This window comes from Streptomyces sp. NPDC058683, assembly GCF_042716195.1.
In the GTDB taxonomy this organism is placed as follows: Bacteria; Actinomycetota; Actinomycetes; order Streptomycetales; family Streptomycetaceae; genus Streptomyces.
In genome coordinates this window covers 126838-139786 of record NZ_JBHXSK010000033.1, presented here as the reverse complement: position 1 = coordinate 139786, position 12949 = coordinate 126838, and the positions used below count along the sequence as shown (strand labels likewise).

18 protein-coding genes are annotated in these 12949 nt (G+C 69.2%); 12 read left to right on the top strand and 6 right to left on the bottom strand.

All coding sequences use genetic code 11. From position 1 onward, the window contains the following. Positions 1 to 86 precede the first annotated feature (86 nt). From ACFWXC_RS32540 to ACFWXC_RS32530, 3 genes are read right to left on the bottom strand one after another with little or no spacing between them, the layout of a single operon-like run. Positions 87 to 476 carry a hypothetical protein gene (locus ACFWXC_RS32540; RefSeq protein ID WP_384484128.1) on the bottom strand — a complete coding sequence of 130 codons (390 nt, stop codon included), beginning with the start codon at positions 474 to 476 and terminating at the stop codon, positions 87 to 89. Continuing rightward, complete coding sequence (locus ACFWXC_RS32535) at positions 470 to 895, bottom strand: ATP-binding protein (protein ID WP_384484126.1); 426 nt, start codon at positions 893 to 895, stop codon at positions 470 to 472. Before ACFWXC_RS32535 ends, ACFWXC_RS32540 begins: the two co-directional genes overlap by 7 nt. A gap of 46 nt (positions 896 to 941) precedes the next feature. Next, positions 942 to 1349: an NUDIX hydrolase gene (locus ACFWXC_RS32530; protein ID WP_384484142.1), complete on the bottom strand. Its 408-nt coding sequence runs from the start codon at positions 1347 to 1349 to the stop codon at positions 942 to 944. A gap of 109 nt (positions 1350 to 1458) precedes the next feature. Between ACFWXC_RS32530 and ACFWXC_RS32525 the strand changes: the two genes are divergently transcribed. The 11 genes from ACFWXC_RS32525 (at position 1459) to ACFWXC_RS32475 (ending at position 8716) form a co-directional block, all read left to right on the top strand. Continuing rightward, the gene (locus ACFWXC_RS32525) at positions 1459 to 2247 is read left to right on the top strand and encodes a GntR family transcriptional regulator (RefSeq protein WP_384484124.1); all 789 of its coding nucleotides are present in this window, start codon (positions 1459 to 1461) and stop codon (positions 2245 to 2247) included. Then, entirely contained in the window at positions 2187 to 2543 is a 357-nt protein-coding gene (locus ACFWXC_RS32520; RefSeq protein WP_384484122.1) for a DUF3027 domain-containing protein, read from the top strand. The genes ACFWXC_RS32525 and ACFWXC_RS32520 overlap by 61 nt, the downstream gene beginning before the upstream one ends. Before the next feature lie 171 nt (positions 2544 to 2714). Next, entirely contained in the window at positions 2715 to 3071 is a 357-nt protein-coding gene (locus tag ACFWXC_RS32515) for a hypothetical protein (RefSeq protein ID WP_384484120.1), read from the top strand. Beyond that, positions 3071 to 4450, top strand: a complete 1380-nt coding sequence (locus tag ACFWXC_RS32510) for an FtsK/SpoIIIE domain-containing protein (RefSeq protein ID WP_384484118.1) — start codon at positions 3071 to 3073, stop codon at positions 4448 to 4450. The genes ACFWXC_RS32515 and ACFWXC_RS32510 overlap by 1 nt, the downstream gene beginning before the upstream one ends. Before the next feature lie 66 nt (positions 4451 to 4516). Continuing rightward, entirely contained in the window at positions 4517 to 5116 is a 600-nt protein-coding gene (locus ACFWXC_RS32505; protein WP_384484116.1) for a DUF2637 domain-containing protein, read from the top strand. 17 nt (positions 5117 to 5133) lie between these two features. Further along, a complete protein-coding gene (locus ACFWXC_RS32500) occupies positions 5134 to 5325 on the top strand; it encodes a mobile element transfer protein (RefSeq protein ID WP_384484114.1) in 192 nt (63 codons plus the stop codon). A gap of 16 nt (positions 5326 to 5341) precedes the next feature. After that, entirely contained in the window at positions 5342 to 5536 is a 195-nt protein-coding gene (locus ACFWXC_RS32495; protein WP_384484112.1) for a hypothetical protein, read from the top strand. 25 nt (positions 5537 to 5561) lie between these two features. Then, a complete protein-coding gene (locus ACFWXC_RS32490; protein WP_384484140.1) occupies positions 5562 to 5810 on the top strand; it encodes a SpdD protein in 249 nt (82 codons plus the stop codon). Between the two features lie 158 nt (positions 5811 to 5968). Next, on the top strand, positions 5969 to 7252 hold the full coding sequence (locus tag ACFWXC_RS32485) for a replication initiator (RefSeq protein WP_384484138.1): 1284 nt from the start codon (positions 5969 to 5971) through the stop codon (positions 7250 to 7252). Next, positions 7245 to 7484, top strand: coding sequence for a helix-turn-helix domain-containing protein (locus tag ACFWXC_RS32480; RefSeq protein ID WP_352093631.1), 240 nt, complete (start codon positions 7245 to 7247; stop codon positions 7482 to 7484). The genes ACFWXC_RS32485 and ACFWXC_RS32480 overlap by 8 nt, the downstream gene beginning before the upstream one ends. Next, positions 7484 to 8716 carry a tyrosine-type recombinase/integrase gene (locus tag ACFWXC_RS32475; RefSeq protein WP_384484109.1) on the top strand — a complete coding sequence of 411 codons (1233 nt, stop codon included), beginning with the start codon at positions 7484 to 7486 and terminating at the stop codon, positions 8714 to 8716. Before ACFWXC_RS32480 ends, ACFWXC_RS32475 begins: the two co-directional genes overlap by 1 nt. Positions 8717 to 8738: 22 nt before the next feature. Here ACFWXC_RS32475 and ACFWXC_RS32470 read toward each other — a convergent pair whose 3' ends face one another. Beyond that, complete coding sequence (locus ACFWXC_RS32470; protein WP_384484107.1) at positions 8739 to 9365, bottom strand: hypothetical protein; 627 nt, start codon at positions 9363 to 9365, stop codon at positions 8739 to 8741. Between the two features lie 111 nt (positions 9366 to 9476). Next, complete coding sequence (locus ACFWXC_RS32465; protein WP_384484105.1) at positions 9477 to 10238, bottom strand: phosphoglyceromutase; 762 nt, start codon at positions 10236 to 10238, stop codon at positions 9477 to 9479. A gap of 165 nt (positions 10239 to 10403) precedes the next feature. Between ACFWXC_RS32465 and ACFWXC_RS32460 the strand changes: the two genes are divergently transcribed. Further along, on the top strand, positions 10404 to 11723 hold the full coding sequence (locus tag ACFWXC_RS32460; RefSeq protein ID WP_384484103.1) for an MDR family MFS transporter: 1320 nt from the start codon (positions 10404 to 10406) through the stop codon (positions 11721 to 11723). Positions 11724 to 11785: 62 nt separating this feature from the next. Here ACFWXC_RS32460 and ACFWXC_RS32455 read toward each other — a convergent pair whose 3' ends face one another. Beyond that, positions 11786 to 12943 (bottom strand): hypothetical protein, encoded by a 1158-nt coding sequence (locus tag ACFWXC_RS32455; RefSeq protein ID WP_384484101.1) that lies wholly within the window; start codon positions 12941 to 12943, stop codon positions 11786 to 11788. Positions 12944 to 12949 lie beyond the last annotated feature (6 nt).

Genomic DNA, 12949 nt, shown 5'->3' with positions numbered 1-12949 from the left:
TCAAGGCCTACGGCACGACGAACCGCACAACAGGCTAGGAACCGGAAAGCCTCAACCGACGCACAACCGTCAAGCCTCATCTGACGCTAGACATCGGGCCGGTGGGGCTTGAAGGCGTATGCGCAGGCTGGGAGTTCGGTGTCCTGGCGGTGTGCCAGCGATAGGAAGATGACTGGCCGGATCGTCCATGTGATGCGCGTGGTGGCCTGGGTGACTGACACCGTGCAGGGTTCTAAGCGCAGCAGGGCACGTCGGGTTTCTGCGCGTCCGTCGTGGAGCCAGGCCCAAACTTCGTCCGAGGCGTCCGGGTCGAGTGCCGGTGAGATCGTGCGCAGTGCGATGGCCACCCATCTGTCTGCCTGGGGTGCGGAGTAGGCGTCGAAGGATGCCCGGAGTGCCGGCCACTGCATCCCGTCGGTGAGGTCTTCGGTCCAGCACTCGCACCAGAACCCTCGTCGGGGCTTGTCCATCAGCATGAGTGGTCTCCCCTCCGAGGATGCACGAAGAGTTCCGCGGTGACCGTGTAGCCGCCGTTGGCACCCTGGACAACGACCCTGTGCGCGAGGGCGCTGACCATGCCCAGGCCCCGGCCGTGCTCGGCGTCCTGGTCCTGGTGCTCGACCTTCGGGGCGCCGCCGCCTCCGTCGTCTGTGACCGACAGTGCGATGACCTGGGGTGCTACCGCCAGGGCCAGGTGGAAGCTTCCGCGTTCCCCGCCGCTGCTCGTGTGGAGGAGCGCGTTTGTGCTCAGCTCGCTGACGATCAGGGCCGCGTCGTCCGCCAGAGGCGATCCGCGCAGGATGTCTCTCGTCCAGCGGCGGGCCCGGCTGACCTCTTCCGGAAATCCTGGGCAAGTCAGTCCCCAGACTCGGACTCGACTCGTATACTCGTGCATACAAGTTCCTTCGTGCTGGTAGGCCGCCATGTGCAGCAGGTTCGGGCTAGACGAGTTTCACGCCGTCGTGGGCGCGGACAGCCGGCGGGGTCATCGCGTCGAGTGCGTCGGTGACGCGGATCGCGTATGCCTCGTCGGCAAGCTCGGTGACTTCTTCGCGGGTGACCCAGCGCAGGGCGCGGGTCTCGTCGCCGGTCGTGGGCGTGCCGTCGGCGGCCTCGCAGCGGAAGACCAGGGAGACGATCAGGCCCGTCATGTTCTTGTAGACGCCGGTCAGGGTCGCCGGAAGGGCGATCTTGATGCCGGTCTCTTCGAGGACTTCGCGTTGCAGGGCCTCAGGGATGGTTTCCTCGCGTTCCAGGACACCGCCCGGCGGCTCCCACTTGCCGTTGTCACGGCGCTGGATCAGGAGGGCACGGCCCTGGGCGTCGACGACGACCCCGGCGACGCTCACGGAGTGCGGGCGTTCTGTGCTCACGTTCCTCGACCCTCCCGGATGGCTAGGCTCTCCACCGTAGCAACTTCACTCACCCACTCGTCTAGATACCTAAAGGAGTACACACGTGAGCCCTCTTTCTTCGGGCCTCCTCGGTGATCTCGACCCCACGAGCGATCGTGCGGTCTTCCGGCAGATCGCCGACCACCTGCGCGATGCCATCGACCGTGGGCGATTCCGCGAGGGCGAGAAACTGCCCTCCGAAGCCGAGCTGGTCGAACACTACGGGGTCTCCCGGATGACCGTCCGCAACTCCTTCTCCGTCCTCACCGGCGAGGGCCTGGTCCACGCCGAGCACGGCAAGGGCGTCTTCGTCCGGCCCCGGCCGCCCGTGCGGCGCCTGGCCTCCGACCGGTTCGCCCGCCGCCACCGCGAGCAGGGCAAGTCCGCGTTCATCGTGGAAGCGGACGCGGCCGGCAGTCACCCCCAGGTCGACAGCCTTGAGGTGAAGGAAGAGAAGGCAAGCCAGGACGTCTCCACCCGGCTCGGCTCCGTACGGCGCGTACTGGCCCGGCGTCGCCGGTATCTGCTGGACGGGCGTCCGGTGGAGTTCGCGACCTCCTACCTTCCCCTGGACATCGCCCGCGGCACACAGATCGCCGAACCCAACCCCGGCCCCGGCGGCATCTACGCCCGGCTCGAAGAGCTGGGCCACCGCCTCGACCACTTCGAGGAGGAGATCCGCGCTCGGATGCCCTCGCCCTCCGAGGTCAAGACGCTCCACCTTGCGGCCGGCGTGCCCGTGATCCACCTGGTCCGGACTGCCTTCGACACCGAGGGGCGGGCGGTCGAGGTGTGCGACACGGTGATGGCGGCGGACGCTTACGTGCTCTCGTACCAGCTCCCGGCCACGTGAGCGGGGTTCCAGCTGTGTCCGGCGACCCTTGGACGGGTGACGACCGCGCGCACAACGACGCATGCCATGAGCGCTGGTCGCAGGGGCAGAACAGACCGACGCGCCAGCCCGAGTATCGGGACGGCTGGTACAACGAGCAGTGCGGCGGTTGTCGGTGGTGGATAGCGCTGAGCGGGGAGCTGGGACGGGACTGGGGAGTCTGCACCCGCATCGGCTCGGAGTTCGACGGGCGAGTCCGCTTCGAGCACGACGGATGTGAATCGTTCGCCATGCGGGAGGACGGTTCGTTCGGGTGACCTCAAGACGGGCTGGCCGGTACGCGAAGTCGCTTCTCCGAACTCGTACACCTCGACACGCTTACTCGTATAGACGAGTGGGCAAGTTGTGTGGCAGGGTGATCGCCATGAGCCCGGGAGATCGGGTTCACAGATCGCTACATGTATAGACGAGTAGATAGGGAGTGTGTTGTGCGCACCATCCGTGTGGAGACCACCGCCGCCACGATCCTGCTGACTGAGGCCCCCGAGCCAAAGGTTCGCGACCGCCAGACCGGCGAGATCGCCAAGGACGCCGTGAGCGGTGAGGCGCTGATGACCATCGGCGTCGTCTACATCGAGGACGGCGAGTCCGCCCTGATCAAGGTCACCGTTCCCGAGGGCGGCGTCTCGGAAGGGCTCGTCCTGGGCTCGCCCGTCTCGCTGCCGGGGCTCATCGCCCGGCCGTGGGAGTCCGTGTTCAACGGCCAGCAGCGTCACGGCATCGCCTACCGCGCCGCCGCCGTCACCCCGGCCGCCTTCCCCGTCAGCGTCGGGGCTGCCGCCTGATGTCCGACCTGACGACGCTCCTGGAGGTAGGTGGTCCCCTCGCCGCACTCGGCGGTGGGGCCGCCTACACCCGGGCCAAGCATCCGGCGGTCTACTGGTCCGCGGTTGGCGGCCCGATGTCCACGGTCCGCCTGCTCAGCTCGTACGGCTCCGTCATGGAAGCCTGCGGCCTGACCGTTCCGCCTTCCCGGCTCAGGGTCCTCGCCGTGAAGGCGACCACCCGGCGGGAGATCCGGCCGGTCCCGCCCCGCCGGGGCATCCTCCGTCCCACCTCGACCGGGTTACGGCTCCGTCTCCGGCTCGCTCCCGGGCAGGAACCCGCCGACGTCGCCGCCTCGGCCGAACGCCTGCGGCACGCCTGGGGCGTCCACGCCGTCTACGTCACCACCGTCAAACCGGGCGTCGTGGAACTGCGGCTCGTCGGCTACGACGTACTGCGCCGCGTCCAGATGCCCCGCAAGACCGGCGCAGGCTTCCTCAAGGTTCCGGTTGCGCTGCGCGAGGACGCCATTCCCTTCGTCCGCGACTACCGCACCGTTCCCCACCAACTCACCCTCGGCGCCACCCTGTCCGGCAAGTCCATGTACCTGCGCCACCTCATCTCCGGACTCGCCCGCGAGGACGGGGTCGCGCTCGTCGGAATCGACTGCAAGCGGGGCGTCGAACTGGCGCCCTTCGCCGCCCGCCTCTCCGCCCTCGCCACCGACCCGGACGAAGCCGCCGAACTGCTGCCCGTGCTCGTCAAAGAAATGGAGGACAGATACGACCTGATCAAAGCCCGCCAGGGCATTGCCCGGGACACCCCCGACGAAGAGATCACCTCCGACATCTGGGGACTGCCCGACACCCAACGCCCCACCCCGATCGTCCTGTTCATCGACGAGGTGGCCGAACTCTTCCTCACTGCAACCCGCAAGGACGAAGAACGCCGCGACGAGATGGTCACCCAGCTCATCCGCCTCGCCCAGCTCGGCCGCGCGGCCGGCATCTACCTCGAAGTCTGCGGCCAGCGCTTCGGCGCCGAACTCGGTAAGGGCGCCACCATGCTCCGCGCCCAGCTCACCGGCCGCGTCTGTCACCGCGTCAACGACGAAGCCTCCGCCAAGATGGCCCTCGGCGACATCGCCCCCGAAGCCGTCTACGCCGCCTGCTCCATCGCCCCCGAGACACCCGGCCTCGCCGTGGCAGGCGACACCTCCGGCGGCTGGTCCCGCATCCGCACGCCGTACCTCTCCCTCGCCGATGCTGCGGCCATCTCCCAGGACTCGGCCGACCTGGTCCCCGACATCCCGGCCCTCAAGCCCTTCCGGCCAGACGTCCCCGTGCGACCGGTCACCTCACCCGGCCCGGTCGTACAGCCGCACCCCGTCGCTGACTGACCCACCCCCGGCCCCCGGCGCCATGCCCTTACCCCTCCCATGCCCGAAACCGGAAGGAGCCGCATCATGCGCGCCCAGCTTGCCCGCGTCGACGCGGTGCTCGTCCAGGCGCTCATCGCCGCCGCCCTGTCCTTCGCCCACCTCCACGACGTCGCCTCCGCTGCCGGACAGGACGGATGGAAAGCCTGGGCCTACCCCGTCTCCGTCGACCTGCTGCTCGTCGCCGCCTGGCGTCGGCTGCGCTCCGGCACCACGAAAGCTGCTGCCTGGTGCTGGTTCGTCATCGCCCTCGTCGCATCCCTCGGCGCGAACATCGCCACCGCAGGCCTCCTCGACCTCGGCAACGTCCCGGCCTGGCTGCGGATCCTCGTCGCCGGCTGGCCAGCCATCGCCTTCCTCGGCGGCACCCTCCTCGCCCACTCGACACCAAAGACACCTGCCGTCGTAGAAGCCAGCGACGGCCAGGAGCAAGAGCCCGAACCAACTCCCGAGCCGCCTGAAGCACCAGCGCAACGCCCGGCGGTCCCGGCCGCTCTCGTCGCGCACGCCCGCAAGGTCGCCACCGAGCACCACACCCGCACCGGCACGCCCATCGACACCCCGACCCTCCGCGCCCGCCTCGGCGTCCCGGCGCCCATGGCCGAAGCCCTCGCCGCCCAGCTCTGAAAGGAGAACCAGGACCCGTGACCGCCAACCGCCGCTTCCGCAACGTCACCCGCATCGGCCCCGTCCAGGTCGGCACCGCCTACGACGACCGGGGCCGCGACAAGCACACCGCCGCCTGCGCTGCCCCACGCTGCGGCTTCTCCGCCGACTACGACAGCCGCGCCGCCGCCGAACTCGCCGCCCGCACCCACCGCTGCCCCGTCCGCTGAAAGGACCCAGCACCCCGTGACCCTCAACCTGCCGCTCGTCGTCGTCCTCGGCTTCTTCGCCTGGGCGGCCGTCAAGTACCTCGGTGTCCGTACCTGGATCGTCGTCCTGGTCGCCTTCTTCGGCTTCTGGCTCTCGCACACCTTCCTCGCCCCCTCCATCGAATCCGGCACGCGTTCCGGCGTGACCGTCATAAACGGCTCACATGACTAGACGAGTAGATAAGGAGAAACTCGCCGTGTTCCTGCCCAAGTACCCCGACAACCCCACACCGCCGCCCGCGCACACCCACGCCCCGACCTCCCCAGCCCCCGCCCGGCGCTCCGCGCTTCCGGGCGTCTCCGTCAGTACCGGCGCTGTCGTCGCCGTGCTCACGGGCGGCGTGGTCCTCACCGCGCTGCTGACCGCCGTCGCCGTGTCGGCCATCTCCGTGGCCATCGCCGCCGTGGTCTTGCGCTCCCTGCTGCGCGAACACAACCGGCGCTGACCCACACCGACCCCTGGGGCGGCCACGACACCGCCCAGCATCCGGCCGCCCCGGGGCCCGTCACTCCTGACCGAGCCAGCCAGAAGGAGCCAGCCATCTTCACCCGCACCACCCCGCCCCCGCTCCGCGAACTCACCAACCTCGCCTCGGGCGGCACCCTGCCCGGTATCCTCCGCCAGCTCTCCGGGCTCGGCGGCTGCACCAACCCCATCCGCCTCGACGGCCACCGCACTGAATACGACGTCGACACCACAACCGGCGAGATCGGCCGCATCCTCCAGCACCTCGACTCCACCGACCTGCCCGCCGGCCAACTCCTCGTCCGCTGCAACAACCGCCGCACCACCCGCTGCCCCGCCTGCGCCGAGGTCTACCGCCGCGACACCTTCCACCTGATCACCGCCGGACTCCGGGGCGGCAAGGGCACCCCGGACCAGGTCGCCGCGCACCCTCGCGTCTTCGCAACCTTCACCGCCCCGGGCTTCGGCCCCGTCCACAACCGCCGCACCGACGGCCGTGCCTGCCGTTGCGGCACCCGCCACGACCAGGACGACGACACCCTCGGCACTCCGCTCGACCCGGACACGTACGACTACGAAGCGGCCGTGCTCTGGAACGCCCACGCGGGTGCCCTCTGGCGGCGCTTCTCGATCTACCTCCGCCGGGAGGTCGCCAAGCGCGCGGGGCTGTCACAGCGCCGTCTACGCGACCATGCCCGCGTCTCCTTCGCCAAGGTCGCCGAGTACCAGAAGCGTGGTGCCGTCCACTTCCACGCCGTCATCCGTCTCGACGGCCCGCAAGGCGGCGACACCCCACCCCCGCCCTGGGCCACCGCCGAACTCCTCACCGACGCCATCCAAGCCGCCGCCACCAAGGTCCGCGTCGACGGCCCGATCCTCGACGGCCGCACCCACACCTTCACCTTCGGCCGCCAACTCGACGTCCGCACCATCCGATCCGCCGACTTCAACGACGGCCAGGAACTCACCGAACGAGCTGTAGCGGCGTACATCGCCAAGTACGCCACCAAGGGTGCCGAGACAGCCACGGGAGCTCTCGACCGGCCGCTGAAGTTCGCCGCCGAACTCGCCCAGCTCGACCTCAGCGACCACGCCCGCCGCCTCATCCGAACCGCCTGGACCCTCGGCGCCCGCAAGAGCCTCGAACACCTCCGCCTGCGCGCCTGGGCCCACATGCTCGGCTTCCGCGGCCACTTCTCCACCAAATCCCGCCGCTACTCCACCACCCTCGGCACCCTCCGCAACGCCCGCACCGAATGGCGCCGCGCCCAAACGGCAGCAGCTGCCAGCGCCCGGCCGGACACGACGTACGTCATCGCCCACTGGGTCTTCGCCGGCACCGGCCTCAGCGCCGCCGAGACCTGGCTGTCCGCATCCCTCGAACCAGCCCCCGGAACCGAAGGAGAACCCACCCGTGGCTAGCCGACGCCTCGCCCTGGCCGACGTGGCCACCGAACCGCGCACCCTGCCCGCGCGGTACCTGACCCCCGAGGACTTGGTGGAGATGTTCGAGCTGCCCAGCGTCGAGACGGTCTACCAGTGGCGCCGCAAGCGCACTGGGCCTCGTGGCTTCCGTGTCGGTCGGCACCTGCGCTTCGACCCGGCCGACGTTCGGGCCTGGGTGGACTCGCAGCGTGAAGGGGCGGCTGCCTGATGGCCGGACACATCCAAGACCGCTGGTACAGAACCGAGGTCGGACAGGACGGCAAGGACCGCAAGGTCAAGACCGAGCGCTACGGCACCGGCATGCGCTACCGAGCCCGGTACGTCGGTCCGGACGGCACGGAGAAGTCCAAGAGCTTCCCAGATCGGCAAAAGCGACTCGCCGATCAGTGGCTCGCCCGCATCGAGGCGGACATGGCGCGCGGGCAGTACATCGACCCGCGCGCGGCACGGATCACCTTCCAGCAGTACGCGGAAACCTGGGTGGAGACGCAGGGAGCGGACCCCAACACACAGGCCTCGATGGAGTCACAACTCCGCCTGCACGCCTTCCCTCACCTGGGATCGCGTCCGCTCGGTTCCTTCCAGCCCGCCCATATCCGCGACTGGGTGCGGAAGCTCCAGGAGAACGGTGTCCGGGGTTCGTACGCCCGGACGATCTACTCCAACGTTCGTGCCGCCCTGAGTGCCGCGGTGGACAACGGGCACCTTCCGCGCAACCCGTGCGCAGCCCGCTCGGTCCGGCCGCCCGCAGTCGACACGAAGCGGGTCGCCCCCTGGACAACGGAACGGCTCTTCGCCGTCCGGGCCAGCATGCCCGAGCGCTTCCAAGCCATGGTCGACCTGGGTGGCGGCTGCGGGCTCCGCCAGGGCGAGATCCTCGGCGTCGCCGTCGATGCCATCGACTTCGGTTCGGACACACTTCACGTGGTCCAGCAGCTCAAGCTGAGTCGGAGCAAGGCGGTGTTCGCTCCGCCCAAGGGCGGCAAGCTGCGGGACGTACCGCTTCCCGCGCCGGTCGCCGATGCACTGCGGGCCCACATGAAGCGGTTCCCGCCGGTCGAGATCACCTTGCCGTGGAAGGTGGCCGACGGGCCTCCCGTGACCAAGCGGCTGATCTTCACCGGGCCGCGTGGCGGGCACGTCTGGCGTACGTCGCTCAACGAGGAGGTGTGGAAGCGGGCTCTGGCCTCGGCCGGTGTGATCCCCGAGCGGACGCCGGGCCAGTCGTACGCCGAATCACGCGAGAACGGCATGCACGCCCTGCGCCACTTCTACGCTTCGGTCCTCCTGGACGCCGGAGAGAACATCAAGGCCCTGGCCGAGTACCTCGGCCACTCGGACCCGGGCCTCACGCTGCGGGTCTACGCGCACCTCATGCCGTCCAGCCAGGAGCGCACCCGTAAGGCCGTGGCTATCCTCTACTCGTCCGAGCGAGACTGAATCGAGCGCAGAAGCGTGGGCGCTACTTCTTGCTCTGGCCCAGGCCTGGACGCCCGCCAACCATCTTGAGCAGAGCCTCGAAGTCACGGCGCACTGCGTCGTACTTCGAGGCTTCGGACATCGAGTCGGCAAACGCCCGGAGGCTTCCACCTCCGATGCTGCGATCACCGAGCTGTTCCATTTTGCTAACCGCCGTCCCCTGCCAAGCCTCAGTGGGGATCATCTGCCAGCCGACTTTTGACGGCTCCGCAACTGGTGCGTGTGTGCCATCGAAAGCTGGGGTCATGGCAAGTTCCTCGGCGCAGGTGACGGTCAGCTCGCCGAAGATCACAATTAGCTGCTTGCGGATTCGTCGCTGTTGGCGCTGAGAGAGCCTCAGACACAACCGAACCAACTCAACTGCCATGGCGTCCTGACTACCGATCTTCAAGAACTGCCCCGGATAGCTCTTGGTCACGGAGTAGCGATGCCAGTGCAGCGCCAAGTGTGAGAGGCGCTGGGCTATGTACGAACGCAGGGCGTCAAGATCCGCTGCTCGCAGCTTCCCCCGTTCTTGGCGCTGAGCCACGTAGCCAGCAAGGAACAGGGATGCTGTAGCGCCGCCCAGGGCCCCGGTGCCCACCTTCACGGCGAGATCTGTCACGTCCACGTCCGCATTGTGCGGATACCTGAGCCACTCACGGCCCAGAGACGGCCCCAGCACAGCGACAAGCCCCCCACTTGCGGAGAACTCGCAGGTAGAGGGCTTGATCAGTCAGGCTTACTTCTTCTTGCCCTGGTTCTTGACTGCCTCGATTGCTGCTGCCGCTGCGTCAGGGTCGAGGTAGCGGCCGCCGGGGGTCAGTGGCTTGAAGTCGGCGTCGAGGTCGTAGTAGAGGGGGATGCCCGTCGGGATGTTCAGGGACGCGATGTCGGCGTCCGAGATGCCGTCGAGGTGCTTGACCAGTGCGCGCAGGCTGTTGCCGTGGGCGGCGACCAGGACCGTGCGGCCGGTCAGGAGGTCGGGGACGATGCCGTCGTACCAGTACGGGAGCATGCGGTTGACGACGTCCTTGAGGCACTCCGTGCGGGGGCGCAGCTCCGGGGGGATCGTCGCGTAGCGGGGGTCGGAGGCCTGGGAGAACTCCGAGTCGTCGGCCAGCGGCGGGGGCGGGGTGTCGTACGAGCGGCGCCAGAGCATGAACTGCTCCTCGCCGAACTCGGCCAGCGTCGCCGCCTTGTCCTTGCCCTGCAGCGCACCGTAGTGGCGCTCGTTCAGGCGCCAGCTGCGGTGGACCGGGATCCAGTGGCGGTCCGCGGACTCCAGCGCGAGCTGGGCGGTGCGGATCGCGCGCTTCTGGAGCGACGTGTGGACCACGTCGGGGAGGAGGTCGGCGTCCTTCAGGAGTTCGCCACCGCGGACTGCCTCCTTCTCGCCCTTCTCGTTGAGGTTGACGTCCACCCAGCCGGTGAACAGGTTCTTCGCGTTCCACTCGCTCTCGCCGTGGCGGAGGAGGATCAGCTTGTACGGTGCGTCGGCCATGGGTCAGAGCGTAATCCACGGGTTCGGGGTGGAGTGCCCGCGCCCGGAGGGCGTCCCAGACGTCGGACAGTTGACTGCTTTTGTTAATTGAGTGGCTCAGGTGAGCGCGGCAAAAGTAATGTCCGATCGTTCCTTGCGTCACTTACACCTTGTCCTGGGGGAGCCATGCCGTCCGTCGCCCTGCGACGCGCTGTCCGGGAGACCGTCTCCGGTCTGCCTCGTGAGTTCTGGTGGCTGTGGACCAGCACCCTCGTCAACCGGCTGGGCGCCTTCGTCGCCACGTTCATGGCCCTCTACCTGACGCTGGACCGGGGGTACAGCGCCTCCTACGCCGGGCTTGTCGCCTCCCTGCACGGACTGGGAGGGGTGGTCTCCGCCCTCGGCGGCGGGGTGATGGCCGACCGGCTGGGCCGCCGGCCGACCCTGCTTCTCGCCCAGGGCTCGACCGCGGCGGCCGTCGCGCTGCTCGGGTTCGTGCAGGACCCCGTCGCCATCGCCGGCGTCGCCTTCCTCGTCGGCATGGCCTCCAACGCCTCCCGGCCGGCCGTGCAGGCGATGATGGCCGACATCGTGCGGCCGCAGGACCGGGTACGGGCCTTCTCGCTGAACTACTGGGCCATCAATCTCGGGTTCGCCGTCTCGTCCATGGGCGCCGGGTTCATCGCCGAGGTCAGCTATCGCGCCGGGTTCCTGATCGAGGCAGGGATGACCGCCGTCTGTGCCGTCCTCGTCTTCGCCAAGCTGCCCGAGTCACGGCCGGAGCTCGCCGCCGCGGAGGGCGGCGCCAAGGGGGGCGGCGCCAAGGGGGGCGGCGCCAAGGGGGGCGGCGCCAAGGACGACGCGGTCAGTCTCAAAACCGTGGTGCGTGACGGGCGGTACATGGCCGTCGTCGGGCTGTCCTTCCTCGTCGCCCTGGTCTTCCAGCAGGGGTCCGTCGGACTGCCGGTGGCGATGGGCCAGGCCGGGTTCTCGCCCGCCGACTACGGCACGGCCATCGCGGTGAACGGCGTGCTGATCGTCGTACTCCAGATTCCGGTCACGCGGGTCATCGAGCACCGTGACCCGCGGTCGCTGCTCGTCGTCTCCTCCCTCCTCGCGGGGTACGGGTTCGGACTCACCGCCTTCGCCGGGTCCGTCGGGGTCTTCGCGCTCACCGTGTGCGTGTGGACGCTCGCCGAGATCGTCAACGCGCCGACCCAGACGGGGCTGGTGGTGCGGCTCTCGCCGGTGCACGGGCGGGGGCGCTATCAGGGCATGTACTCGCTGTCCTGGTCCGCGGCCGCGCTGATCGCGCCGCTGATGTCCGGTGTCGTCATCGACCGGTTCGGGGCGCGGTGGCTGTGGGGGGTGTGCGCGGTCGTGGGGACGGCGGCGGCGTTCGGGTACGGCGTTCTCATGCGGCGGCTGCCGGACGAGCGTGTGCCGGACGAGCGCACCCCGGTCACGAAGGACACGGTCGAGGCAGAGGCAGAGGCGCGCGCCTGACCGGCACGCGCCCGCCCTGTCCTCGCCCGGCCCACGGGGCCGAACCGCAAGGCCCGGCCACCTCAGTTCGTGCAGCCCGTCACCACGACCGTGCTTCCCGCGCAGTTCGTCGGGATGTTGCGGCTGATGTCCGAGTCGATGACCGTGAACTGGGTGGTCGTGAAGACGCCTCCGGGGGCCACCGTGGAGGCGTTGTTGCGGACGTGGGTGTGGTCGAGGGTGACCGATCCGGCGTTGTTGTAGATGCCGCCGGCCCGGGAGGTGCTGTTGCCGTTCGCGCTGTTGCGGAGCACCTCGCTGCCCTTCAGGACGAGCACGGCGCCGCTGGTGTTGGAGATGCCGCCCCCGGCTCCCGCCGTGCCTCCGACGACGTTGCCGCTGACCTCGGTCTTCTCCAGCCTCAGGTTCGACAGGTTCTGGATGCCGCCGCCCGCGGTACCGCTGGTCGTGTTGTTCGCGATCTTGCTGTCGCTGAACTCCAGCGATCCGGCCCCGCCGTTGGTGACGCCGCCACCGCCGACGGCCGACGTGTTGCGCCTGACGAGGGTCGCATGCAGGAAGGCGTTGCCGGCGACCCGGGCGAGAGCACCGCCGATGTTCCGGGCGTGATTGCGGCTGAGTTCGGAGTCGTCCACGCTCAGCGTTCCCCCGCTGTACAGTCCGGCACCGTTGAGCGCGTTGTTGAACGCGATCCAGCCACGCCGTACGACCGCCGTGGCGCCCGCCGGCACCGCCACACCGCCGCCGCTGCCCGACGCGGTGTTGTCGATCACGTCGACACCGACCAGCGTGAGCCTGCCGCCGGAGTCCACCAGAATGCCTCCGCCGTCGCCGCTGACGCTCCCGCCGCGGACGGCGAGATCCTCCAGGCGGAGGTTGCCGCCGGAGACGACATGGAAGATCCGGAACTGGGCGGTCCCGTTCCCGTCGCGGACGATCGTCGCGCCGTTGCCCCGGATCGTGAGGCGCTGGGCGATGGTCGGCAGACCCTCACCGCTGGTGAAGGCCGAGGTCAGATGGTAAGTGCAGGCAGGCGCGAGGGAGAGTGTCTCGCCAGGTGACGCCGCGTCGATGGCAGTGGTCAGCGCCGTCGTGCTACAGGGAACCGAAGTCCCGTCATCCTGGCCCACGGCGGTCGCCGGTCCGCCCGTCACGCCCGTCACGCTCGTGACGACCGCCGCCGCCACCGCCGCCATGCTGCTGAATTTGATAAGTCGCATGACAGT

Bases quoted from the DNA above. Each gene is read 5' to 3' on its own strand.
- ACFWXC_RS32475 (WP_384484109.1), top strand. From the start codon at position 7,484: ATGGCCGGACACATCCAAGACCGCTGGTACAGAACCGAGGTCGGACAG.
- ACFWXC_RS32465 (WP_384484105.1), bottom strand. From the start codon at position 10,238: ATGGCCGACGCACCGTACAAGCTGATCCTCCTCCGCCACGGCGAGAGC.
- ACFWXC_RS32510 (WP_384484118.1), top strand. From the start codon at position 3,071: ATGTCCGACCTGACGACGCTCCTGGAGGTAGGTGGTCCCCTCGCCGCA.
- ACFWXC_RS32505 (WP_384484116.1), top strand. From the start codon at position 4,517: ATGCGCGCCCAGCTTGCCCGCGTCGACGCGGTGCTCGTCCAGGCGCTC.
- ACFWXC_RS32460 (WP_384484103.1), top strand. From the start codon at position 10,404: ATGCCGTCCGTCGCCCTGCGACGCGCTGTCCGGGAGACCGTCTCCGGT.
- ACFWXC_RS32455 (WP_384484101.1), bottom strand. From the start codon at position 12,943: ATGCGACTTATCAAATTCAGCAGCATGGCGGCGGTGGCGGCGGCGGTC.
- ACFWXC_RS32540 (WP_384484128.1), bottom strand. From the start codon at position 476: ATGCTGATGGACAAGCCCCGACGAGGGTTCTGGTGCGAGTGCTGGACC.
- ACFWXC_RS32535 (WP_384484126.1), bottom strand. From the start codon at position 895: ATGCACGAGTATACGAGTCGAGTCCGAGTCTGGGGACTGACTTGCCCA.